This is a genomic window from Planotetraspora silvatica, assembly GCF_016863315.1.
GTDB classification, from domain to species: Bacteria; Actinomycetota; Actinomycetes; order Streptosporangiales; family Streptosporangiaceae; genus Planotetraspora; species Planotetraspora silvatica.
Genome location: NZ_BOOQ01000021.1, coordinates 19317 through 42900, shown reverse-complemented (window position 1 = coordinate 42900; position 23584 = coordinate 19317). Strand labels below are relative to the sequence as shown.

At 71.3% G+C, this 23584-nt stretch carries 22 protein-coding genes and 1 pseudogene; 11 read left to right on the top strand and 12 right to left on the bottom strand.

Going from position 1 to position 23584, the window contains the following annotated elements; all coding sequences use genetic code 11:
• Window positions 1-56 precede the first annotated feature (56 nt).
• Window positions 57-1820 carry an MFS transporter gene (locus Psi02_RS16025; protein WP_203974881.1) on the bottom strand — a complete coding sequence of 588 codons (1764 nt, stop codon included), beginning with the start codon at window positions 1818-1820 and terminating at the stop codon, window positions 57-59.
• A gap of 543 nt (window positions 1821-2363) precedes the next feature.
• Between Psi02_RS16025 and Psi02_RS16020 the strand changes: the two genes are divergently transcribed.
• On the top strand, window positions 2364-2990 hold the full coding sequence (locus tag Psi02_RS16020; protein WP_203974879.1) for a DUF4190 domain-containing protein: 627 nt from the start codon (window positions 2364-2366) through the stop codon (window positions 2988-2990).
• Between the two features lie 27 nt (window positions 2991-3017).
• Here the strand turns inward: Psi02_RS16020 and Psi02_RS16015 are convergent, their stop codons facing one another.
• The 7 genes from Psi02_RS16015 to Psi02_RS15985 all read right to left on the bottom strand — a co-directional run bounded on the left by Psi02_RS16015 (window position 3018) and on the right by Psi02_RS15985 (window position 8366).
• Entirely contained in the window at window positions 3018-3155 is a 138-nt protein-coding gene (locus Psi02_RS16015; RefSeq protein ID WP_425564362.1) for a hypothetical protein, read from the bottom strand.
• A 13-nt stretch (window positions 3156-3168) separates the two neighbouring features.
• A complete protein-coding gene (locus Psi02_RS16010; protein WP_203974877.1) occupies window positions 3169-4020 on the bottom strand; it encodes an ABC transporter ATP-binding protein in 852 nt (283 codons plus the stop codon).
• A 4-nt stretch (window positions 4021-4024) separates the two neighbouring features.
• Window positions 4025-5095, bottom strand: a complete 1071-nt coding sequence (locus tag Psi02_RS16005; protein WP_239094929.1) for a FecCD family ABC transporter permease — start codon at window positions 5093-5095, stop codon at window positions 4025-4027.
• Window positions 5096-5097: 2 nt separating this feature from the next.
• Complete coding sequence (locus Psi02_RS16000; RefSeq protein WP_203974873.1) at window positions 5098-6123, bottom strand: FecCD family ABC transporter permease; 1026 nt, start codon at window positions 6121-6123, stop codon at window positions 5098-5100.
• A 112-nt stretch (window positions 6124-6235) separates the two neighbouring features.
• Window positions 6236-6403 (bottom strand): hypothetical protein, encoded by a 168-nt coding sequence (locus tag Psi02_RS15995; protein WP_203974871.1) that lies wholly within the window; start codon window positions 6401-6403, stop codon window positions 6236-6238.
• A gap of 27 nt (window positions 6404-6430) precedes the next feature.
• Window positions 6431-7117, bottom strand: coding sequence for an alpha/beta fold hydrolase (locus Psi02_RS15990; protein ID WP_203974869.1), 687 nt, complete (start codon window positions 7115-7117; stop codon window positions 6431-6433).
• 34 nt (window positions 7118-7151) lie between these two features.
• Window positions 7152-8366 carry a YbfB/YjiJ family MFS transporter gene (locus tag Psi02_RS15985; protein WP_203974868.1) on the bottom strand — a complete coding sequence of 405 codons (1215 nt, stop codon included), beginning with the start codon at window positions 8364-8366 and terminating at the stop codon, window positions 7152-7154.
• A 154-nt stretch (window positions 8367-8520) separates the two neighbouring features.
• On the opposite strand from Psi02_RS15985, the gene Psi02_RS15980 reads away from it, so the two are divergent.
• On the top strand, window positions 8521-9102 hold the full coding sequence (locus Psi02_RS15980; protein ID WP_203974867.1) for a TetR/AcrR family transcriptional regulator: 582 nt from the start codon (window positions 8521-8523) through the stop codon (window positions 9100-9102).
• Window positions 9103-9225: 123 nt separating this feature from the next.
• Here Psi02_RS15980 and Psi02_RS15975 read toward each other — a convergent pair whose 3' ends face one another.
• On the bottom strand, window positions 9226-10293 hold the full coding sequence (locus Psi02_RS15975) for an ABC transporter substrate-binding protein (RefSeq protein ID WP_203974866.1): 1068 nt from the start codon (window positions 10291-10293) through the stop codon (window positions 9226-9228).
• A gap of 119 nt (window positions 10294-10412) precedes the next feature.
• Window positions 10413-11432: pseudogene (locus tag Psi02_RS15970) on the bottom strand (ABC transporter ATP-binding protein); the annotation flags it as partial.
• A gap of 163 nt (window positions 11433-11595) precedes the next feature.
• On the opposite strand from Psi02_RS15970, the gene Psi02_RS15965 reads away from it, so the two are divergent.
• The 7 genes from Psi02_RS15965 (at window position 11596) to Psi02_RS15940 (ending at window position 18744) form a co-directional block, all read left to right on the top strand.
• The gene (locus Psi02_RS15965; RefSeq protein ID WP_203974865.1) at window positions 11596-12288 is read left to right on the top strand and encodes a response regulator transcription factor; all 693 of its coding nucleotides are present in this window, start codon (window positions 11596-11598) and stop codon (window positions 12286-12288) included.
• Window positions 12285-13847, top strand: coding sequence for a sensor histidine kinase (locus Psi02_RS15960; protein WP_203974864.1), 1563 nt, complete (start codon window positions 12285-12287; stop codon window positions 13845-13847). Before Psi02_RS15965 ends, Psi02_RS15960 begins: the two co-directional genes overlap by 4 nt.
• Window positions 13848-13888: 41 nt before the next feature.
• A complete protein-coding gene (locus Psi02_RS15955; protein ID WP_203974863.1) occupies window positions 13889-14431 on the top strand; it encodes a hypothetical protein in 543 nt (180 codons plus the stop codon).
• Window positions 14428-15579, top strand: coding sequence for a peptidoglycan-binding domain-containing protein (locus tag Psi02_RS40090; protein ID WP_239094928.1), 1152 nt, complete (start codon window positions 14428-14430; stop codon window positions 15577-15579). Before Psi02_RS15955 ends, Psi02_RS40090 begins: the two co-directional genes overlap by 4 nt.
• Complete coding sequence (locus Psi02_RS40085) at window positions 15576-16307, top strand: ABC transporter ATP-binding protein (RefSeq protein WP_239094927.1); 732 nt, start codon at window positions 15576-15578, stop codon at window positions 16305-16307. Before Psi02_RS40090 ends, Psi02_RS40085 begins: the two co-directional genes overlap by 4 nt.
• Window positions 16301-17557: an ABC transporter permease gene (locus Psi02_RS15945; protein WP_203974862.1), complete on the top strand. Its 1257-nt coding sequence runs from the start codon at window positions 16301-16303 to the stop codon at window positions 17555-17557. Before Psi02_RS40085 ends, Psi02_RS15945 begins: the two co-directional genes overlap by 7 nt.
• 182 nt (window positions 17558-17739) lie before the next feature.
• Entirely contained in the window at window positions 17740-18744 is a 1005-nt protein-coding gene (locus Psi02_RS15940; protein WP_203974861.1) for a helix-turn-helix domain-containing protein, read from the top strand.
• 87 nt (window positions 18745-18831) lie between these two features.
• Here the strand turns inward: Psi02_RS15940 and cobF are convergent, their stop codons facing one another.
• Together cobF and Psi02_RS15930 are read right to left on the bottom strand one after the other, a co-directional pair.
• Window positions 18832-19659 carry a precorrin-6A synthase (deacetylating) gene (gene cobF, locus Psi02_RS15935; protein ID WP_203974859.1) on the bottom strand — a complete coding sequence of 276 codons (828 nt, stop codon included), beginning with the start codon at window positions 19657-19659 and terminating at the stop codon, window positions 18832-18834.
• 57 nt (window positions 19660-19716) lie between these two features.
• Window positions 19717-22062, bottom strand: a complete 2346-nt coding sequence (locus Psi02_RS15930; RefSeq protein WP_203974857.1) for a M48 family metalloprotease — start codon at window positions 22060-22062, stop codon at window positions 19717-19719.
• A 145-nt stretch (window positions 22063-22207) separates the two neighbouring features.
• On the opposite strand from Psi02_RS15930, the gene Psi02_RS15925 reads away from it, so the two are divergent.
• Together Psi02_RS15925 and Psi02_RS15920 are read left to right on the top strand one after the other, a co-directional pair.
• On the top strand, window positions 22208-22984 hold the full coding sequence (locus tag Psi02_RS15925) for a Crp/Fnr family transcriptional regulator (RefSeq protein ID WP_203974855.1): 777 nt from the start codon (window positions 22208-22210) through the stop codon (window positions 22982-22984).
• Window positions 22985-23019: 35 nt separating this feature from the next.
• A complete protein-coding gene (locus tag Psi02_RS15920) occupies window positions 23020-23583 on the top strand; it encodes a hypothetical protein (RefSeq protein WP_203974853.1) in 564 nt (187 codons plus the stop codon).
• Window position 23584: the final 1 nt, after the last annotated feature.

The following is a 23584-nucleotide window of genomic DNA, read 5'->3' as shown; positions in this document are numbered from 1 at the left end:
ATCTAATGCGCCCGCCGTACGGGTGGGACCGTGACGGCCCGTCAGCCCGCGTGCTCTCATCCCACGCGCGCGGGACTCTGGCCGCCAACGCCATCGGGCTGGGACTCCGCACCGTCGCGCCCGCGGATGAGGGAGGCCGCCGCCGCGATGAGCGAGATGACGATCGCGAGCCAGAACACCACCACCAGTCCGTCGTGGAACGGGCCGGAGATCAGGTTGGGGAAGAACTCCCTGCCGGTGAGGGTGTGCGCGTTGGCCGCCGGCAACTGGCCCAGCGTCTGCGGGCCGAGGAGTTGCTGGATGGGGTTGTAGCCGAGGAAGGCGGCGAACAGAGTGCCCACCGGGGGCAGCGCGGCGATCGCGTTCGCCGACGCGGCGGGGACTCCCTGCGCGGTGAGACCCGTGCTGAGCGTGTGCGGCAGCGAGCTCGCGAGGCCGGCCACCATCAGCGAGAAGAAGACGCCGATCGACAACACCATGCCGGCGTTCTGGAAGGTGGCCCGCATCCCGGACGCCGCGCCGCGGGCTTCCGCGGGCACGGCCGACATGATCAGGGACGTGTTGGGTGCGGCGTACAGGCCGCCGCTGAGGCCGTTGAGGAAGATCAGCGCCGCGAAGGCCCAGTAGTCGAAGTCCGTCGGCAGCGCCAGCAGCCCGAGGAACGACACCGCCATGAGCACGAGCCCGCTCGCCGCGAACAGGCGGGCGCCGAACCTGTCGGACAGGTAACCCGCGAGCGGCCCGGCGGCCAGGAACCCGACCGTGAGCGGCAGTAGATAGATGCCGGCCCACAGGGGAGTGTCCTCGTAGTTGTAGCCGTGCAGGGGCAGCCAGATCCCCTGCAACCAGATGATCAGCATGAACTGAAGGCCGCCGCGTCCGATCGATCCCAGCAGGGTCGCGGCGTTGCCGCCGGCGAAGACCGCGTTCCGGAACAGCTTGAGCGGGAACATGGCGTCGGTGACCCGGGTCTCGATGTAGCAGAAGAGCGCGAGCAGGACGACGCCGCCGATCAGGCCCGCGAGCACCCAGGGGTTCGTCCAGCCCATCGTGCTCCCTCCGTACGGCTGGATGCCGTACGTGATCCCGGCGAGAAGCGCGGTGAGCCCGACGGCGAAGGTGACGTTGCCCCACCAGTCGATCTTCGCGGGCCTGCGCACGCCGGTGTCGTGCAGCGAGCGGTAGGCCCAGATGGTCCCCACGATGCCGATCGGCACGTTGATCCAGAAGATCGAGTGCCAGTTCCACTCGGCGAGCAGGCCGCCCAGCACGAGGCCGATGAACGAGCCCGCGATGCCGGCCACGATGTTCACACCGAGCGCCATGCCGCGCTGCCGGGTGGGGAACGCGTCGGTGATGATCGCCGCCGAGTTCGCCATCAGCATCGAGCCGCCGATCGCCTGTGCGACGCGCCAGCCGATCAGCCAGAGTGCGCCCGCGCCCCCGTGGTACGGATCCAGCGACAGCGCGATCGAGGTCAGCGTGAACAGCAGGAAACCGGCGTTGTAGATCTTGATCCGGCCGAAGATGTCGCCGAGCCGGCCCAAGCTGACCACGAGGACGGCGCTGACCAGCATGTATCCCATCAGCATCCAGAGCAGGTAGCTGACGTTGCCGGGTTCCAAGGGGTCGAGCCGTATCCCGTTGAAGATCGCCGGAAGCGAGATCAGCACGATCGAGCTGTTGATCGTGGCGATCAGCGTGCCCAGTGTCGTGTTGGACAATGCCACCCATTTGTAGTGCGGATGATCGGAATCGATCTTCGGCGCACCGCCCCATCTGCGCTTCGAGGTGGACTCGAGTGTTCCGTCAGCCGCCATCGGCCAGCCCCTTCGGACTCCGCAACTAGTTACCTAATGTCAACTAACTATATTGCAGGGATCGTGGTCGGCTTACGGGGATCTGGACGCCTCGGTGATAGATCGTCGTATTCGTGGTTGTGCGCCCACGACCCTGTGATCGGCGCGAGTGATGTCGAATCGGGTGGACATGGCGCAGTTCGATACGGGATGTTGGAGCGTGCCAGGCCCTGGTTCGACAACTTTTCACCACATTTTCACCCGGGCGAATGCGTTACCCATATGAGCCTTGCTCGGCGAGGAAGGTGTCAGTAAAGTCGCGCTCCGGCCGTATTCGACCCGACTCCTCGGAATCGTGTCGGCGGTACACGCCGACAGATGCGAGAACGTGAGAGAGGCTCGAATGACCTGACCGCCGGACGGATGCTCGACCACGTCTGTGCTGGTCTTCCCTCACCGCCGCCTGGAGCGCCTTCGCGCTCGCGGGAGCGTGGTCGCGGCTCCTCGATCCGTACCGGTCGCCCGGATGCCGCGAATCAATGAATTTCTCGAATGGATGAAACTATGAGTACCCCCCCGCAGCCCCCCGCCGGTTTCCCCGGTCAGCCCGGTTACCCCGGCCAGCCTCCGGCCGGTGGTCCGTACGGATACGGCACCGAGCCGGTGAAGACCTCGAACGGGCTCGCCGTCGCCGGATTCGTCCTGGCGTTCCTGGTCTCCCCGATCGGGTTCATCCTGAGCATCATCGGCCTGGTCGTGGCGCCGAAGCGCGGCGGGAAGGGCAGGGGCCTGGCGATCGCCGGCATCATCATCTCGCTGGTCGTCACGGCGGGCTGGACCGGGCTGACCATCGTCGTGGTCAGGGCCGTGGGCGACAACGTCGCGACCGTTCTCGACCCGGGCTGCACGGCCGGGAAGTCGGTGATCCTCGAGGACGCCCTCAAGCTCTCGTCGGATCCCGCCACGCTCAAGAAGGAGCTGACGACCATCGTCACGAAGCTCAACACGGCCGGGGACAAGGCCAAGGATGACAATGTGCGCAAGGCGATGACCACGCTGGCGGGGGACTACGACGACCTCGTTCAGGCGCTCGACAAGAAGACCGCGCCTCCGTCCGACATCGAGGCCAGGGTCACCAAGGACGTCAACACCGTCGTCTCCCTGTGCACCTTCGGCACGCAGGTCCAGTAGGAACCGGGGTGGCCCCGCGCGTGGCGGTCACGACGCGCGGGGCGTACGGCGGGTGAGCAGGGAGTCGCGGATCTCGCCCGCCCGGACGGCCGTGGTGGACGGCAGGGTCGAGGTGAGGCCGTGGCTGTGCTCGGTTCCACCCTGGAGGTAGATGCCCGCCGTCACGCCGGCGGCTATCTCACCGCCCGGCCCTGACCTCCGCGCCGCCGTCCGCCGTCTCCTGGGCCGCGCCGTCGTGGTGGCGGCCCATCGGGATGACCAGGGGCGTGCCGCTGACCGGATCCGTCATCACCTGACAGCGTAGGTCGAAGACCTCCTCGACCGACTGGGCGGTGATGACGTCGGCGGGCGCGCCCTCCGCCACGATCCGGCCCGACTTCATGGCGACGACGTGATCGGCGTAACGACAGGCCTGGTTGAGGTCGTGCAGGACCATCACGACCGTGCGGTTCTCGCGCCGGTTGAGGTCGGCGACGAGGTCCAGGACGTCGATCTGGTGGGCCAGGTCCAGGTAGGTGGTCGGCTCGTCCAGCAACAGCACCTCGGTGCCCTGAGCCACGGCCATCGCGATCCAGGCGCGCTGACGCTGGCCGCCGGACAGTTCGTCGACCAGGCGGTCGGCGAGCCCGGTCAGTCCCGTGGCGGCCAGTGCTCCGGCGACGGCGCGCTCGTCGGCCTCCGACCACTGCCGCCACCACGTCTGGTGGGGGGACCGGCCGCGGCTGACGAGGTCGATGACGGTCAACCCCTCCGGGGCCACAGGAGACTGCGGCAGGATGCCGAGGCGCTGGGCCAGCTCCCTCGTCGGCACGGACTGCAGAGCCCGCCCGTCGAGCCGTACGGCGCCGCCGCGGGGCGTGAGCAGCCGGGCCAGTGCCCGCAGCAGCGTCGACTTGCCGCAGGCGTTGGCGCCGACGATGGCGGTCACCCGGCCGGGCGGGACCGCCAGATCGAGGTCGTCGACGATCAGCCGGTCGTCGTACGCCAGACGCAGCCCGCTCGCCCGCAGGTCCGGGCTTGTGGTCGACATCCGTTCAGCCTCCTGAGCCCGCGCGGTTCGCGCGGATGAGCAGCCAGAGCAGGACCGGCGCGCCGAGGACGCCGGTGACGATTCCGACCGGCAGTTCCGTGCCGGGGATGAGTGTCCGCGCGATGAGGTCGGCGGACAGGACGACGAGCGCCCCGGTCAGCCCGGACGCCACCAGCGGCGGCCACGCCGTGCCGGCCAGGCGCTGCGCGATCTGCGGCGCCGCCAATGCGACGAACGCGACCGGGCCCGCCGCGGCGGTGGCGAAGGCGATCAGCCCGACGCCGACGAGCAGCAGCGCGAGCCGGACCGGTTGCACCGGCGTCCCGAGGCCCGTGGCCAGGTCGTTGCCGAGTTGGAGCGTCCGCATCCAGCGGCCGAGCAGCAGCGCGGCCGGCACCAGGGCGGCCATGGCGACGGCCAGCGGGCCCACCTGGGCCCAGTCGCGGCCGTTGAGGTTGCCCACGAGCCAGCCCAGCGCGGCCTGCGCCTGGAACCGCCCGCCGCGCGCCATGAGGAAGTCGGTCGCGCTCGTGCACATCCACGCGACCCCGATGCCGACCAGGATGATCCGGTAGCCGGTGGTCCCGCGGCGCCAGGCCAGCAGGTAGACCAGCAGGGCGGTGGCGAGGGCTCCGAGCAGGCCCAGCGCCTGGGTGCCGAGACCGCCGTCCCAGCCGAGGACGATGCCGGCCACCACCGCGGTCCCCGCGCCCTCGATGATGCCGATCATGTCCGGGCTGGCCAGCGGATTGCGGGTCATGGTCTGGAACAGCGCGCCGGACAGGGCGAACGCGACGCCCGCCAGCAGGCCGACCATCGCGCGCGGCAAGCGCAACTCCCTGACGACCAGCAGCGTCCCGGGATCCCCCGAGCCGGCGAGCGCCTTCATCACGTCGGCCAGGCCGACCGGGTAGTCGCCTATCGCGACGCCCCAGCAGAAGACCAGGAAGGCGCCGACGGCGAGGGTCACGCAGACCGCGACGAGCCGGGGCCGCAGCACACCGGAGACGGGCGGTACGGCCAGCCGGAACGTGCGGCGGGAGGAGTGGGTGAGCACGGACGGGGACGGAGTCACGCTCACACCTCCGCGAGCCGTCGGCGGCGCACCAGGGCGATGAAGAACGGCGCGCCGATGAACGCGACCAGGACCCCCGCCTGGATCTCGCTCGGGCGGACGACGAGGCGTCCGATGACGTCCGCCGTGAGGACAAGGCAGGGCGCGAGCACCGCCGACAGGGGTAGGAGCCACCGATGGTCGGGGCCGATGGCGGCCTGCTGGGCGAGGACCCGCGCGACATGCGGGACCACCAGTCCGACGAACACGACGGGCCCGATGGCCACCACCGCGCCTCCCGTCAGCAAGGTGACCGCGGCCACCCCCTGCAACCGCACCAGGCCGAGCCGCCGGCCGAGCGAGGCCGCCACGTCGTCGCCGAGCGCGAGGCTGTTGAGCGCGGGCGCGCTCGACAACGCCAGAACGGCGCCCACGGCGAGGAAGGGCAGGACCTGAAGCACCACGCCGCCGTCCCTGTCGGCGAGCGATCCCGCGTTCCAGAACCGGTAGCGGTTGAGCGCGTCGGGATCGGTCAACGCGATCGCGCTGGTGAGCGAGGTGAGCAACGAGGTGATGGCGACTCCGGCCAGCGCCAGCTTCACCGGTGTCTGCCCCGAACGGCCCAGGCCGCCGAGCAGGTAGACGAGCACGCTCGCCACGAGCGCTCCCGCGAAGGCGAACCAGATGTAACCCAACACCGACCCGACCCCCAGGACCGCCACCGACAAGACGATCGCGAACGAGGCGCCCGCGCTGACTCCGAGCACTCCAGGGTCGGCGAGCGGATTGCGGGTGAGGGCCTGCATGAGCGCGCCGGACAGGCCGAGCGCCGCGCCGGCCGCGAGGCCGAGGGCCGTGCGGGGGATCCGCACCGACCAGATGACGTTCTCCACGCGCGTGCTGTCGGGGTGGCCGAACAGCGCGCGGACGACCTGGTCGAGCGGGATGTTCAGCGCGCCGAGCGCTATCGACAGCAGGCAGAGCACCACGAGGAGGGCGGCGAGCACCGCCGCGAGGAGGACGGGACGGAGCCCCCTGTCCCGCGTCACCGGGGTCTGTCCAACGACTCAGCATCCTTAGGTTAGGCAGGCCTTAACTGTAGCCCGGGACGGTCTTGTGTAGTTAGGTAATCCTTACCTTAGTATGTCGGGCGGTCGCGGCTCACCGTGTCCCGAGGAGCAGCGGGGCTGACCCGAGCCGAGCCGTCCGGAGCCCTGCGGACGACCGGCTGCTCGCCGTCGCGGGCGAGCAGTCGGTGCCGGTCACCGCGACCGCGGGCACCGAGCCGTCGGCCGAGCCCCCGTGGCCGTCATCCTGCACGCGGGCCACGACCGCCCGCCGTCCGGTACACCGACCTCACGTCGATCCGAGCCGGGGTTCCGCTGCCTCGAGAAGGATCTTCAGCAGGTCCTGCGGTGCGTCCCGCATGAGGTTGTGCCCGCTGTCCAGCGCGTACGTCGCCCATGCGGGGTCCTTGAGCAGCCGCTGATGGACGGGTGTGAAGGGGGACTCGCCGTCCCAGCCCGCCGCGTACACATAGACCCGGCGCCGGACCCGCGCCGGATCCCCGGTGAGGCGCAGGGGCTGGAGCAGCGAGGCGATCGGGTGGGGTGTGGCCCGGGTGTCGAAGAACGGCAGCGGCCGCACCGCGTACCCGGTCTCCACCACGTCCGTGTACCACTGCCGTTCTCGATCGGAGACCACGCTCCAGCACGAGTCGCCGTCGCCCGGCACCATGGCGTCCAGGTAGACCAGGGCGGCGACGCGGCCGGGCATGCGGTCGGCGACGCCCGTGATCACCATCCCGCCGTAACTGTGGCCGACCAAGACCACGTCATGGAGGTCCTCGACCTCCAGGACGCCGGTCACGTCCTGGAGGTGCGTGTCGAGGTTCACTCCGCCGTGCAGGAGGTGACCGCGTTCGCTGAGCCCGGTCAGCGTCAGCGGGTAGGTGCGGTGCCCGTGGCCGCGGAGCTGTTCGGTCAGCTCATCGAAACACCAGCCGCCGTGGCACATACCGGGAATCAGTACGAAAGTTGCCATAACCGTGTTCCTTATCGTGGATGAACCAGTCGTCTCAGGCGTCCGTCTCGATGACGCCGCCTGGCTGGGAGGTTGTGGAGGGCGCGGTGGAGAGGCGTGAGCGGTTGCCGATCGTGGCGATCAGAGCCGCCGCGGCACACAGGATCGCGGTCCACGCCAGGGTCGCGCCGGTCGAGGTGCGATCGGCGAGGAGCCCGGCCAGCCACGGGCCGGCGGTCTGGCCGGCGGCGAACAGCGTGGTGAAGGCCGCCAGTGCGGCGGTCCAGCGGGCGGGCGAGACGGCGGCCTTGATGAGCGCGGTGACGGCGGCGGGGACGCCCATGAACGTCGCTCCGTACACGATCGCGGAGGCGAGGATGACCGGCTCCGCCGGGGACATGAGGGGGAGTGCCGCACCGCCGGCGAGGATGGCCAGCAGCGCGGCCAGGGCTCTGCTGCCGGGCCAGTGGGTGATGGGACGGCTCCACAGGAAGGGTGCCGCCATGACGGCCAGCCCCAGGGCCGTCCAGGTGAACGTCACCTGCGAAACCGGCGCGTACCGGTCTGCGAGGTACGCGGACAGGAAGGTGATGTAGGTGATGTATCCGGCGGCGAACAGGAGGTAGGCCACGGCCGTCCGCGACAGCGGGCGCACCGGCCGGTGGCCGGCGGGGGTGGCCGACGCGGGGCCGTCCTCCTCGGCGTCCTCGTCGATGCGTGCCGCGGACCAGCTGACCAGTGCCGCCAGGCCGGCGGCGACGCTGAGGCAGACCCAGGCGAGTTGCCAGCGATCCCCCAGGGCCGGAATGGTCACGCCGCAGAACACGATGCCCAGACCGGTGCCGGCGAAGTAGACGGCGATGGGCATGCCGGAGGAGATGCCGGTGGCGATGCGCGCCGCGATCACACCGCCCGTGACGAACACCAGGGCCCCCGCCGCGCCGGCGACGACCCGTGCGGTCAGCAGCGCCAGGTGGTCACCACCGAGGGGGGTGGCGGCGAGCGCGATGGCGGTGAGGACCATCCCCGAGCGGAAGGTGGCGGCAGTGCCCAGCCGTCGCCGGACGACGGGGGTCGCCAGAGCGCCGAGGAGGTAGCCGAGCCCGTTGGCGGCGCTCATCGTGCCGGCGTCGGCCAGGGTCCAGTGAAGGTTGTCACGCATGGCCGGCAGAAGAAGTCCGTAGGCGAAGCGCGCCAGTCCCAGTGCCGAAGCGGTGCCGAGAGCCAACCGCAGCGCCTGCCACCGCGCCCGCGACAGGTCCTGCCTCATGAACCCTGCGCGGGGAAGCTCGAGATCGTACGTGTGAGGGTCACACGGAGGGCGGCGGCAAGTGGGTTGATCATGGAGGACTCCCCAAGGTCGAACCGATCGGTACGATCCGAGACGCTAGCATCAGATCGAACCGAGCGGTACCATCCATCCCATGCCAGTCGCCAAAGGCTCGACGATCGACCCGGCGCGCACCCGCGCCGCCATCCTGGAAGCGGCCACCGCGGTGCTGTACGAGCGCGGCCTCGACGGCGTCGGCGTCGCTGAGCTGTGCAGCCGCATCGGGGTGTCCAAGGAGACGCTCTACCGGCACTTCGGCACCAAGGAGGGCCTGGTCGAGGCCATGCTCCGGCAGCGCAGCGAGCGCGTCGTGCAATGGCTGGCCGCGGCCGCCGTGGCCGCCGGCGACGACCCCCGCGACCAGCTCGCCGCCGTGTTCGACGCCCTCCAGCAGTGGTACGACGACCCGGTCTTCCGCGGCTGCGCGATGCTGAACGCGGCCGCCCAGCACCACGTCGAGACCGTACGCGCCATCACCGCACGTCATCTCGACCGATACCTCGAGTTGCTGACCGGCATCGCCGAGCGCGCCGGAGCCTCCGCCCCCCAGGTTCTGGGGCGGCAGCTGCTCATGCTGGTCGAGGGTGCGACCGTCGTCGCCGCGCATCACGGCGGCGCCGGCGCGGGTGAGCACGCCCGCCACGCCGCACTCACCTTGTTGTCCGCCGCCTCCTGACCCGCTCGCCGGGTCGGGTATGTCCGGGAGACGTGCAGAGGGGCCGGGCCGCGATCGCGGCCCGGCCCCTCGTGGTCTCCCTGCGCCGGAGGCGAGGCTCAGGGAGACCGGCTCATGGGAGTGTCAGGAGGCGGCCTGCTCCACCGGTGTCGCGGGGTCGCCGTCCACGGCCGCCGCGAGTTGCGGCACCAGCCTGTCGAGCGTGTACGGCAGGCTCAGCACCGACACGAACGAAATGGCGTTGCCGTAGTCACCGGTTTCCTGGATGTAGACCTCACGGCCCTGATTGACCACGTTCAGGTCGCCGTACAGCTTGTCCGCGTGGAGGGTGGCCGCGCCCTTCGTGGGGTCGGAGACGATCCACACGATCGCGCCGGTGTCGAGCAGGTCGGTGCGCTCCTTGCTGATGTTGGCGCCGAACTCGTCGCCGACGACCGCGTCCAGACCGGCGGGCAGCGTGAAGCCGAGCGAGGTGAGCACCCGCGAACGGCCGTCCTGGCTGCCGTAGACGAAGATGCCCTCGTACGGCGTGGCCATCACCGCCGTGGCCTTCATGAAGCCGGGGTGCTCCTGCTTCGCGGCGCTGAAGCGGGCCTCGACGTCCGCGACGAGCTTGTTCGCCTCGGCCTGCTTGCCGAGCGCGGTGCCGATGGTCTGGGTCTGCTGCTGCCACGGGATGCCGTAGTCGGAGAACTGCGCGGGCTGGGCCACGACCGGGGCGATCTTCGAGAGCAGTTCGTACTGGTCCTTCGTCAGCCCCGAGTACAGGGCGAGGATCAGGTCGGGGCGCAGCGCGGCGATCTTCTCGATCTGGGGGCCGGTGCCGGTGTCCTTCAGCACGGTCGGCACGGCGGAGGAGCCCAGCTTGCCGGCGGCCCACGGCCCGATGGCGCCCTTGTAGCCGCCGATCCACTCGGTCGTCCCGACCGGCACCTTGCCGAGGGCCAGCACGGCGTCCTGGTCGGTCAGGCCCACGGTGACGATGCGCTGGGGTTCGGCCGGGATGGTGGTGGACCCGAACTTGTGCTGGATCGTCACCGGGAAGGCGCCGGTCTGCGGCGTGGAGGCCGAGGGCTGCCCGGAGGCGGAGCCGGTGGTGCCGGAGCCCGAGCCGCACGCGGCGGCGCCGAACAGGAGCAGGGCGGAGGCGAGTCCCACCGCGAGCCGGGTGCCTCTCAGGGAGCGGAACATCAAAAGACCCTTCATGTCGATTTCGGATTCGTCGTGTGCCGGGGGGCGTCGTTCGGCGGGTGAGGGCGGTGCGGGGTGTCAGGAGGGCCGGGCAGGTGAGGGGGGCCGGGCGGGTGCGGTGCGCGGGTGTCCGACCACGCCTCCCAGAGCGCGGCGTAACTTCCGCCGGCGGCCCGCAGTTCGTCATGGGGGCCGATCTCGACGATGCGGCCGGCGTCCATGACGACGACCCGGTCGGCGGTCGCGGCCTGGGTCAGGCGGTGCGCGACGACCAGGGCGGTGCGGCCCTCGATCGCCCGGTCCGCGGCCGACTCCAGGGCGCGTGCCCCCGTGCTGCCCGCCTCGGCCGTCGCCTCGTCGAGCACCGCGACCGGTGGATCGGCCAGGACGAGGCGGGCGAGGGCGACCTGCTGGACCTGCGTCGGGGTGAGGCGGTGGCCGCCCTCGCCCACCACGGTCGCGATGCCGTCGGGCAGCGCCTCGGCCCAGTCGAGCGCGCCCACGAGGGTGAGCGCCTCCCGGAGGTCGTCGTCGGCGGCTCCGGGCCGGGCCAGCCGGAGGTCGTCGGCGAGGGGGCCCGCTAAGACGTGCACCTCCTGTGTGACCAGGGCGACCGGGCGCCCGTCGTCCGCGGATGGGGCGACCGCCAGCCGTACCGACCCGGTGGCCGGCCGATGCACCCCCGCGATGAGCTTGGCGAGCGTGGTCTTGCCCGCGCCGCTCGCCCCGACCAGAGCCACGCGTTCGCCGGTCCGCAGGACGAGGTCCACGTCGTGCAGGACGGGCCGGCCCGGTTCGTACGCGTGCCCGAGGCCGGAGACCGTCACGGCCGCCTGATCGCCCGCGCGCCCGTTCTCGTGCGCGGCTTCACGCCCGGCGTCGTGTTCCCCGGGAGGCGCGGCCGCCACGCCGACCAGTCGCGCGAGGCTCGCGCCCGCGGACTGGGCGTCGTCGATCAGCACGAGCGCCGAGTTGATCGGGCCGAACAGGCTGTGGAAGTACAGCGTGGCCGCCGTCGCCGTCCCGATGGACGCGGACCCGCTGCGCACCAGCACGAAGCCGGCCACCAGGACGGCCGCCAGGCCGGTGTACTCGGCGACGTGCAGCCGGCTGTAGAACCGGAGCACCAGTCGCACGCCGCACTCCTTCAGGTCCGAGCAAAATTTAGGTAAGGCTATCCTAAGTAAGGGTTACCTGACCAGCCGGGCGCCCGCCCGTCCTCGAGGCGCCCTCCGGAGGCCGGGATGACCTGATGACCGGGCTTTGAGCGGAAATTGAGGATTCTCAGGTAGACCCTGAGATATGGATCGGGCCGCCAAGGTTCTCGTCGTCGACGACGAGCCGAACATCCGCACGCTGCTGTCCCAGACGCTCCGCCTGGTGTCCTTCGAGGTGAGAACGGCCGAGAGCGGTTCGCAGGCGCTGACCGCGGTCAGGGAGTTCGAGCCCGACATCGTGGTCCTCGACGTGATGCTGCCCGACTTCGACGGGTTCGAGGTGGCGCGGCGCCTGGGTGAGGTGCCCGTGTTGTTCCTGACCGCGCGGGACACGGTGGAGGACAGGGTCCAGGGCCTGAGCATCGGCGCGGACGACTACGTCGCCAAGCCGTTCAGCCTCGAGGAGGTCGTCCTGCGGATCAGGGCGATCCTGCGCAGGAGCCGGGCCGCGGAGCCGCCGCAGGGCAACGTCCTGTCCTACGCCGACCTGGAGCTGGACCCGGACGCCCACGAGGTGCGGCGCGCCGGGATCCTCGTCGACCTGTCGCCCACCGAGTTCAACCTGCTGGCCTACCTGATCGCGAACGCCGGGCGGGTGGTGAGCAAGACGCAGATCCTCGACCGGGTCTGGCGGTACGACTTCGACGGCGACTCCAGCATCGTCGAGTCGTACGTCTACTACCTGCGCAAGAAGATCGACAAATGGGATCCACCGCTGATCCAGACCGTGCGCGGGGTCGGCTACACCCTCAAGCTGCCGCGGAAGGGCGACGCGTGAGGGGCCCGGGCCGCTGGACGGTGCGCACCCGGCTCGTGGTGGCCGCCGTCGCGTTGACCGGTCTCGCGCTCGTGCTGGCGAACACGGCGGGGCTGGCCCTGCTGCGCGGCTATCTCATGGACCGGCTCGACGACCAGTTGAGCGCCACCACGGGTGTCGCCTCCTCGGGCCTGATCGCCCTGGCCGATCGCCCGCCCGCCGGGCTCACCGCTCCGGGAGACCCGGGGGAGGCCGGCATCCCGGTGGAGAAGAAGATCGTCGCGCGGATCGTCGGCGACCGGGCGATCTACTTCTTCTCCCGGGACGGAAGGCTGACCGGCGGGTTCCCCTCCCAGCCCATCAGCGGGCCGGATCTCGGCTCCTTCGAGGAGATCCACAGAGGCGAGCCGTACACGGTGCCCGGCAGGGGCGGGCCGTCCTGGCGCGTGATGGCGGTGGACGTCCCCGGCGGGGGGACGATGGTGACGGCCTCGTCGATGGCCGAGATCGAGGCCATCCAGAAGTGGCTGCTCGCCATCGACGCCGGAGTCATGGCGGTGGTGCTGCTCCTGCTCGGACTGGCCGCGGCCGCGCTGGTACGGCTCGGCCTGCGCCCGCTCACCAGGATGGAGGAGACGGCGGGGCACATCGCCGCGGGCGACTTCGGCCGGCGCGTCCCGGCGGACGACCCGCACACGGAGCCCGGCCGCCTCGGCATCGCGATGAACGTGATGCTGGACCGCGTCGAGAGGGAGATCGCCGCGCGGGCGCAGTCGGAGGCGCGCATGCGCCGGTTCCTCGCCGACGCCTCTCACGAGTTACGCACGCCGCTCACCTCCGTGCGGGGCTTCGCCGAGCTGTACCGCAGGGGAGGCACTCCGGCGGGGCCGCCGCTCGACGAGGCCATGCGCAGGATCGAGGACGAGGCCGGCCGGATGGGCGTCCTGGTCGACGACCTGCTCACCCTGGCCCACCTGGACGAGGAACGTCCCATGGACAGCCATCCAGTCGACCTCCTGGAGATCGCCGCCGACACGATCCGCGACGCCCGTGCCCGGGTGCCCGACCGGCAGGTACGGCTGGCCGGTCTGGGTTCGTCGCTCGCCCCGGTCGTGGTCGTGGGGGACGAGGCGCGGTTGCGGCAGGTGCCGGCCAACCTGGTGGCCAACGCGCTCGCTCATACGCCGCCGGATGCGAAGATCACGGTTCGGGTGGGAGTCGCCATGGCCGGGTCCGGTCCCGCCATCGCCGTGGGCGCGGCGGCTCCCGGGCTCATGGGAGTCATCGAGGTCGCGGACACCGGGCCGGGGATCCCGGCCGGCCATGTGCCGCACATCTTCGAGCGCCTCTACCGCGTCAGCCAGAGCCGTTCCCGCGCCGAAGGCGGAGCCGGGCTCGGGCTCGCCATCGTGGCCGCGATCGTCCGGGCGCACGGCGGACGCGTCGAACTGGCACCCTCCGGGACGACGACGGGCGCTGAGAGGGAGGCTGAGACGGGCGCCGTGTTCCGCGTCCTGCTGCCGCTCCACACCTCGCCGGGGGAGCAGGAAGATCCGGACTTTGATGGTGCTCCGAGGTAGCTCCGGGCCGGCTCCGATGGGCGCCGAGCAGCATCGGGCTCATGCGAAGAACACTTGTGGCGGCGGCGCTCCTCGCGTTCGCCGTCGGATGCGGACAAGCCGACGGCTCGCCGGGCGTGGCCTCGGTCAAGGGCACCGAGACCGCGTCGCAGGCGAGCGCCTCCCCGACACCCTCGGTGGACCCCGCGGAGCAGGGCAGGAAGTTCGCCCAGTGCATGCGGGACCACGGCGTGGACATGCCCGATCCGGAGACCGACGGGAAGGGAGGCATGCGCCTGCGCGTGGACGGTGAGAAGGGCGGCGAGGCGAAGGTCCAGAAGGCGATGGAGGCGTGCCGCAGCCTGAACCCGTTCGGTGAGAAGGGCCCCGAGGTAACCCCCGAGCAGCAGGAGAAGCTTCTCGCGTTCGCCCAGTGCATGCGGGACCACGGCGTCGACATGCCCGATCCGGACTTCAGCGGCGGCGGAGTGAAGATCACCGGAGGAGGTCCCGGGTTCGGTCCCGACGATCCCAAGTTCCAGAAGGCCACAGAGGCGTGCAGGGACAAGCTGGGCCAACTGGGCCCGGTGGGAGGCAGGCCGTGACCGGCACCCGGGAGACGGCGATGGAGCGCGCCGGCGAGCACTCGGCGGCGCACACGCCGCACGACGAGACCGGACGCCGGGACGAGCCGGTCCGTCGCCCGCGACGGCGCCGGGTGGTCAGGACGGCGGCCGCGACCGGCGGCGTCGCGCTGCTCGCGGCGGCCGTCGCCGCGACCGCGATCGGCGTGGGGGGCGAGAGCGGCCCGGCGGCCGCAGAGCGGACGCCCCCCGCGACGGCCACGGTAGAGCGGGCGACGCTGACCGACACCAAGGAGGTCGACGGCACCCTCGGCTACGGTGACACGGCCACCGTCACCGGCCGCGGGCAGGGCACGATCACCTGGCTCCCGGCTCCGGGCGCGACGATCACCAGAGGGCGTGCGGTCTACAGCGCCGACGCCGACCGGGTCCCGCTCCTCTACGGCGTCACGCCCCTCTACCGGGTCCTCCAGAACGGGGTCGAGGGCCGGGACGTCAGGATGCTGGAGCAGAACCTGGCCAAGCTCGGATACGACGGCTTCACCGTGGACGACGAGTTCACCTGGGCCACCCGCGAGGCGGTCGAGGAATGGCAGGACGACCTCGGACTGAAGGTCACGGGACAGGTCGCGCCCGGCGACGTCGTCGTCCACGACGGCCCGCTCCGGATCGCCGAACTCAAGGCCGCGCTCGGCGGCCAGGCGGCCGGGCCCGTCCTCACCTACACCGGCACCACCCGCGAGGTCACGGTCCCCCTCGACGTGGCCGACCAGCACCTGGTCAAGAAGGGGATCAAGGCGAGCGTCGAGTTGCCGGACGGTTCCACCGTCCAGGGCACCGTGACGAGCGTCGGCAAGGTGGCGACGGAGACGACGACCCAGAACGAGACGACGACCACGGTCGACGTGGTCGTCTCGGTGCGCGACGACGGCGAGCTCAAGACCTACGACACCGCTCCCGTGGACGTCACCATCGTCTCCGCGGAGCGCGAGGACGTGCTCGTCGTCCCGGTCGGTGCCCTGGTGGCCCTGGCCGAGGGCGGGTACGGCGTGCAGGTCGTGGAGGGCCCCGCCACCCGCTACGTCGCGGTCGAGACCGGGATGTTCGCCGACGGCAAGGTCGAGGTGACCGGGGTGGACGAGGGTGCGACCGTGGTGGTGCCCTCGTGAGCCGGGACGGCGTCACCACGCCCGAGGCGGCCGGCGGACCGTACATCGTGGAACTCGCGGGCGTCAGCAAGGTCTACGGCGGCGGCGTGGCCGCGCTCCGCGGAGCCGCGACGACCATCCGCTACGGCGAACTCGTCGGCATCGTCGGCCCCTCCGGCTCGGGGAAGTCGACGATGCTGAACATGATCGGCACGCTGGACCGGCCAACGGAGGGCACGGTCCGGATCGCCGGCCACGACATCGCGGAGTTGTCCGACCGGGAGTTGTCCGCCCTGCGGGCCGGGGTGATCGGCTTCGTCTTCCAGCACTTCCACCTCGCGGCCGGAGTCCCCTCCCTCGACAACGTCGCCGACGGGCTGCTCTATTCGGGCGCCGCGCTCGGCGAACGGCGCGGACGTGCCGCGGAGGCGTTGCGCAGGGTCGGCCTGGGACACCGGCTCGACCACCGCCCGCATGAGCTCTCCGGCGGCGAGCGGCAGCGAGTGGCGATCGCCCGCGCCGTCGTCGGCGACCCTCTGCTGCTCCTCGCCGACGAGCCCACCGGCAACCTCGACTCCTCCTCGGGCGCCGGCGTGATGGGGCTGCTCCAGGAGCTCCACCAGGGCGGGACCACCGTGGTGATCATCACGCATGATCGGGACATCGCCGCCGGGCTGCCCAGGCGGATCGAGATGCTCGACGGCCGCGTGATGGAGGACTCCCAGGTGAGGCGGGTGCCGGCATGCTGACCACGGCGCAGAACCCGGCGGAACCGATCCCGGGGCACGCGAGGGGCGGGCGGTCCGGCAGGCCGACTCCCGCGCGGCTCCGCCCACGGGATGTGATCAGGGTGGGCGGGGCCGGGCTGCGGGCCCGGCCGTTGCGGGTCTTCCTGTCGGCGCTCGGAATCGCGATCGGCATCGCCGCGATGATCGGAGTGGTCGGCATCTCGGCCTCCAGCCAGGAGAAGCTGAACCGGCAACTCGCCGCGCTCGGCACCAACCTGCTCACGGTCTCGCCGGGCCAGACCTTCTTCGGGGAGAACTCCCACCTGCCGGCCGAGGCGGAGGGGATGATCGGCCAGATCGCCCCCGTCACCTCGGTGACCGCGATCGGCGCCACGAGCGCCAAGGTCTACCGGAACGACCACATCCCGGAGGGCCAGACCGGCGGCATCTCGGTCCAGGCGGCCAGGCTCGACCTGCTCGGGGACGTCGGCGCGACGGTCGCCAGCGGCACCTGGCTCAATGAGGCCACCCATGGCCTTCCTGCCGTGGTCCTCGGGGACAGGGCGGCCGACCGGCTGGGGGTCACCAAGGCGGGGCCCGACCAGCGGGTCTGGCTCGGCGGCCGGTGGTTCACCGTCGTCGGCGTGCTCGCGCCGGTGCCACTCGCCCCCGAACTGGACGCCGCCGCGCTCGTCGGCTGGCCGGTCGCCGAGGAGCGGCTCGACTTCGACGGCTACCCCACGACGGTCTACACCAGGGCCGAGGAGGAGCAGGTCGTCGCGGTGCGGGACGTCCTGGCGGCCACCGCCAACCCGGAGAACCCCAACGAGGTCGAGGTCTCCCGGCCCTCCGACGCGCTCGCCGCCAAGCAGGCGACCGACGCGACGCTCAACGCGCTGCTGCTCGGCCTGGGCGGAGTCGCCTTGATCGTCGGCGGGGTGGGCGTGGCCAACACCATGGTCATCTCCGTGCTGGAACGCCGCGCCGAGATCGGCCTGCGCCGGTCCCTGGGGGCCACGCGAGGGCAGATCCGGTCCCAGTTCCTCGTCGAATCCCTGTTGTTGTCGCTGATCGGCGGGGCCGGGGGAGTGCTGCTCGGCATCGGCGTGACCGCCGCCTACGCCACGTCCCAGGGCTGGCCGTCCATCGTTCCCGTCTGGGCGATGGCGGGCGGCGTGCTCGCGACGCTGGTGATCGGAGGTGTCGCCGGGTTCTACCCCGCGGTCCGCGCTGCCCGCATGTCGCCGACGGAGGCGCTCGCGTCCCCCTGAGGCTCGCATCCCCGGCGCGCCGGCCCTCTCCCGGCCGGCGTTCCGGGCCGTAAGCTCATCGGAAATAACACATAATTCAGCCCGCTTTACCTTTATGCAAATAACAATCTACTTTACCGGAAATTTGGTAATGGGTGAGATGCACCCACCCTTAATTCTCTATTTGGATTTAACGTGGTGTGGTGGACAGTGGAAAGCTTCTTGGTGAGTACCTACAAGCGCGGCGCAAGCTGGTGACTCCCGATGAGATCGGGTTGAAGCATTCCGGCCGCCGCCGGACCCCCGGTTTGCGCCGGGAAGAGATGGCCTACCTAGCCGGTGTCAGCACCGACTACTACAGCCGCCTTGAACAAGGGCGGGAGCGCAATCCGTCGGACCAGGTCCTCTCGGCGCTCGCGCGGGCGCTCGACCTCGACTCGGAGTCCGCGCAGCACCTGTACGCCCTGGCGCACCCTCGGACGCGGCGCGGCACGCCGGCCAGCCGGGTGGAACGCGTGAGCCCGATGTTGATGCGGTTGCTCCGGGGGTGGAACCACACACCGGCGCTGGTGCTCGGCCGGTGGATGGACGTTCTGGCCACCAACCAGATAGCCGAGGCGCTCTACGACGGGCTGGCGCACAACGACAATCTGATTCGGATGGTCTTCCTCAATCCCGAGTCGCGCGACTTCTACGTGGACTGGGAGAAGGTCGCGTATCACAAGGCGGCGCACCTGCGTGCGGCGGCGGGCACGGACCCGGACGATCCGTTCCTGCCCGAGCTCGTTGAGGAGTTGTCCGAGGAGAGCGACGAGTTCCGGCGTCTGTGGGCCCGGCATGACGTGCATTTCAAGAAGCACGAATCCAAGGGGTTCCATCACCGCGACGTCGGCCGCCTGACCCTCGTCTGCGAGTCCTTCACCGTCAACAGCGCTCCCGGCCAGCAGCTCTTGATCTTCCAGGCCGAGCCGGGAAGCCTGACGGAGAAGGGGCTGGCGATGCTGGGCAGCATCGGCTCCCTCGACGTCAGCATGAGCGACTCCCTCGTGCCGTCACCCGCGAGGGCCCCCATGGTCCCCGTCACGGCACCTGCCACGATGCCCGCGAAGGCGCCCGTCGCGGCACGGCGTTCGACCGGACGGGAGTCGGTCGACCCGGAGACGAAGGAGATGAACGCCCGGCACGCTATGTGGCAGAAGGCCTGGTGACGGACCCTCGTCGCAGGCCGGGCGACGGGCCGGCCCGCGGCGTCACATCCTGCGGCGTCACACTCTGCGAAGTCACACTCTGCGGCGTCAGCCGCGGTCGGCGCCGTCCGGTGGGCGGCCTCCGGCCTCAGGGGCACGCCGCAGCAGATAGGTGTCCATGATCCAGCCCTTGCGGGCGCGCGCCTCGGCACGGGTGCCGCGGATCCGCTCGGCGACGTCACCGACGCGCCCCGATATGAGGATCTCGTCGGGAGTGCCGAGGTAGGCGCCCCAGTAGATGTCGATGTCGGCGTCTCCGGGGATTTCCGCGAAGGCACAGTGCGCGTCGAGCATGACGACGACGTCGCCGGCCCCGCCCGGCAGGCCGGTTCCGCCGGCGATCGCCCGGGCGAGACGGCGCCCGGTGGTGATGTGCAGGGGCCGGGCGACGCGGGTCAGGCTGACACGGTGCCGCGCGGCCAGCGCGGACACGCTGCTGACACCGGGGATGACGGTGTGGCCGAACCGCGCCGAGCCCCGGGCGAGCACCTCCTCGAGGACGGCGAGCGTGCTGTCGTACAGGGACGGGTCTCCCCAGACGAGGATCGCTCCGGTCTCGGCGTCGCCGAGATCGTCGAGGATGAGCCGTTCGTAGACGTCCGCCCGCCGGGACCGCCAATCTTCCACGGCTTCGGTGTAGGCGCCGCTGGTGCGGTCGCGCTCGGGATCGCGGGCCTCGACGAGGCGGTACGGCTCTCGCGCGTGCGCCCGGATGACGTCCCTGCGCAACCGGGTCAGGTCGTGCGCCCCCGGCCCCTCTCCGGATCCCTTGTCGAGGACGAAGAACACGTCGGCCGCCGCGATGGCCTTGACCGCCTGCAGTGTGAGGTGGTCGGGATCACCGGCGCCGATGCCGATGATGAGGACTTCTTTCATAGCCAGAGTCTGCGCCGCCTGGCGGGGACGAGGCCGGGCCGGGTCCCCGGTGCCGCGTCAAGGGGCGGTCCGCACGTCGAGACGCGCGGTGAAGTCCAGCGCGGGGGAGGCGAGCAGATCGGCCGCGGAGCCGTCCGGCTTGCGGGCCCACAACGCGTTCATGACCGCCGGGCCACCGCCAAGGTCGATCGTGCCGTTTATCTCCGTGGCCACCGATCCGCTCTCGGTGACCTGCTCGATCGGCAGCCAGAAGGTGACCTCGTCGCCGATGCGGAGCCAGCCGCCCTCGCCGGGGCGCAGGTCGGATCCGCCCGCCAGGTCGGAGAAGGTCAGCCGCCCGTCCTCGTCCGCCCGCCAGACGCCCGCGCCGAGCCTGCCCGCCGCCCGCGCCTTCCAGCCCGGATCTCCGCCCTGCTGGTCGAGCCGTACGAACGTGGTGATCCGGAGGTCGGCGGGGAGGGAGTGCCCGGTCCACGGGCGGTCGTCGACCAGCCCGGTCCGCTCCGTCGCCGGCTCGGCGGCGGGCCCGGCGGCGGGCTCGGTCACCGGGCCTGTGGCCGGCTGCGCGGGAGAAGCCGCGGAGGGAGATGGGCCGCTCGACGCGACGGACACCTCGCCCGCCGGGCCGGCCGCGAACCCGCCGGCGACGAGCAGTCCGGGCACCAGCGCCGACAGCAGATAGGGGGCGAAACGATGCCGCGAGGCGCGCAGCGGCGCCCAGATGCGCAGCCACAGTGGTGCGATCAGCGGCCAGTTGAGGAGCAGCGCGGCCATCTCCGCCAGGAGGGTCCGGACCGAGGACAACTCCTCGGGAAGGCCGCCGGCCACGACCTGCACGGCCTCGGTGAAGGAGGATCCGTTCAGCATCCGGGCGAACAGCTCGTAGACCGTGATCGCGATGAGCCGTACGACGAAGGCGAGCGGCCACAGCGCCGCCAGAGCCGCGGTGCCTCGCGGCCAGGAACGCGCGGCCCATAGCCGCAGCCGCAGCGGCGGATGGCTGAGGAGGCCGAGCAGGCGGCCGATCACGGGCCCGGCCGGCCGGGCCGGGCCGAGCGCGCGAGCGAGCGCGGCGGGCCCGGCCACGCTCATCGCGTACCGGTCGGCGCTGAGCTCGGCGACCCACAGCCCGGCGACGGGCAGGATCAGGCTGATCGGGACCGCGACCGCGACGTACAACACGGAGTTGAGCACCGGCGACGTCCCCGTCCCGCCCACCGCGAGATAGACCGCCGCCGGCACCAGGGCGAGCGCCGTGAGGGCGACGCCCCAGCTCCTGACGAACCACGCGAACGGGCTGGCCAGTCCGACGATCAGATGGTCTCCCTGCCGCAGATGGGCGACCTCGTGCAGCAGTACGGCCTGTGCCGCGTCCCTGTCCCGGCTCCACAGGCGCAGCAGCGGCGGATAGACGGCGACGCGTGCCTCCCTCCAGCCCACCGGGTAGACGCGGGCCAGCCGATCGTCGCGTTCGCCGAGCCGGAGTCCGGCGGCGGGCGCTTGGCGCCGCACGTAGGCGGTCATCTCGCCGATCACCGGGTCGTCGCTCGGCTGGAGCCGGTGGCGGCGTTCCGCCCAGCGGCCGCGCGTGCCTGGGAGCAGCACTCCCAGGATTCCGGTGAGCAGCAGGAGAGCGGGGAGGAACTCCAGGACGCCCGCCGCGGTCAGGATCGCCGTCCCGGCCCGCTGGACGTTGGCCGCCAGATAGCCGACCAGTGTGGCCATGCCGGCGACGTCGTCCTGGAAGCCCTCGACGGCCGAGGGGACGGACGGGGCGAGGACGCCGAGGAAGTAGAGCCAGAGCCAGGGCGGCAACATCCATCCGGAGGTCTCGCCCGGCGCGGAGGGCGGGGTGCTCCCGGCGGCAGGGCCCGAGGGCGGGCTGCCCGCGAGGGCCCGCAGGAACGCCTCGATCTCGGCGGGGCCGCGATCCTGCTGGAAGATCAGCTTGAGGGTGTCGTAGGTGAGCTCGTCCGCCCGGTCGGCGGGGATCCCCTGCGCGGTCAGCCGGTTCCGCAGCGCGTCGATCGTCTGGCCGAGCGACGGGACGGCCTCGGCGGGGGACGGCGGGGCGCCGTACCCGTGGGGAGCCGCCTGGGAGGGGTCACGCGCCGGGCGTCCGGCTCCGCGCATCGCGACGAGGACGAGCAGGTTGGCCAGCGGATGGCTCGCGAGCAGGCCGAGCAGGTCGCCCGCCACCGCGCGGAGGCCGTCGAGGATGATCGGCAGCTCTCCCGGGCCCGCGCCGCCGAAGCCGCCGGGCTCGGGCGTGGTGCTCCGCATGAGGTCACGGCGGCGGCGTCCCCCTGCCACGTACGCCGTGCCGACGCGCTCCGCGGACGCGGCCTCATGGGGCGCGAGATGCGCGGCGAGGTGCCGCGACCAGACTGCGACGGCGTCCACGGATCCTCCAACAGGGTTGCGGGGATCGCCCGGAGAGATCGTGGCACCGATCAGCGGGAACGGTCCAGTATTTCTGCCACATGAGCCACTTATTGCGCTATAAACGGGATCGTCACCCCCGGCGGCCTGAAGGCGGAGGCAGGAAATGGCCACACCGACGCCGAGGCACCCCCACGGCCCGCGGAGGCTGGGACCGTGGCCGCCCGCCACGCTGCTCGGCTCGCTGGAGCCCCGGATACGCGAGACGTTGTTGTCGCTCGGCACGTTCTCGCAGTTCGTCAGTGGCGAGACCCTGATCATGGAGGGCGACCCACGGACCAAGGACGTCTTCCTCATCGTCCAGGGCTACATGAAGGTCGTCAGCAACAGCGCGGACGGCAAGGTGGTCCTGCTCGCCATCCGCTCCGACGGCGACCTCGTCGGCGAGCTCGCCAGCCTCGACGGCAGCCCGCGGGTGGCGTCAGTGGTCACGGTCGGGCCCTGCTTCGTCCGCAAGATCAGCCAGCGGGACTTCCTCGGTTTCCTCGCGGACCACCCGGACGTCGCCCTCGCGGTCAACGCCAACGTCGTCGGGAAGCTGCGGCACGCCACCTGGCACCGCATCGAGTTCGGCACGTCGCCGATGCCGGTTCGCGTGGCGCGTGTGCTGATCTACCTCGCCCAGCGGTACGGCGAGACGACGGCCGAGGGCGTTTTGATCGGTTCGCTGACGCAGCCGGAGCTCGCCGCCATGATCGGCGCCCGGGAGCACAGCGTGCACAAGATCCTTCGTTCCATGCGCGAACGCCAGGTGATCGCGACGAGGTACGGGCGGATCCTCATCCTGGACAGCGCGGCGTTGTACGCGGACGCCGGAATCAGCGAAATCCCGCCTGAATACGGGGTCTGGCCGTCTTCCGGCCCGCAGAGTGAGGAGGACTGACGAGATCACGTGCTCGCCCTGCATTCGGAGGACGTATGGACGGCCTGGACCCGGTTCGGCGGCTGTGCGTGGCGATGGGAGCCGAGACGCCCGCGCAGGGGGACCCGAGCGGGCCGCTCGTCGACCTCGCGGAGGGCGCGAGCATGGCCGCGGGCCTCGACCAGGTCACCTTCCAGGTCCTGCCCGCGGGCATCCTGCTCGTGCTGAACTCGGGGGTCAACGAGCCGCGCGTCGTCGCCGACCTCACACGTGAGCTGCACAACGGCCTGTGGCGGCGGAACCGCAGCGAGGCCGGGGCGAGGCTGCGCTGCCGCATCGCGTTCCACCAGGGGCTGGTGAGGCTGACCGACGACGGGTTCGAAGGTCAGGCGGTGACCGTGGTCGGCGATCTGTGCGCCAGCGAGCATCTGCACGCGGAGCTGGGCGCAAGCCCGCGGAGCGACCTCGCGATGATCATCTCGGGCCAGCTCCTCGACGAGCTGGCCTATCCCGAGTCAGCCGACCTGCACCGGGGGCAATTCCGCCCCGTCTCCGTCGCGCTCACGGCCGCCATGCCCGGGAGATCCCTGCCGGCCTACGTGTACGCCCTCGGCGGGTGAC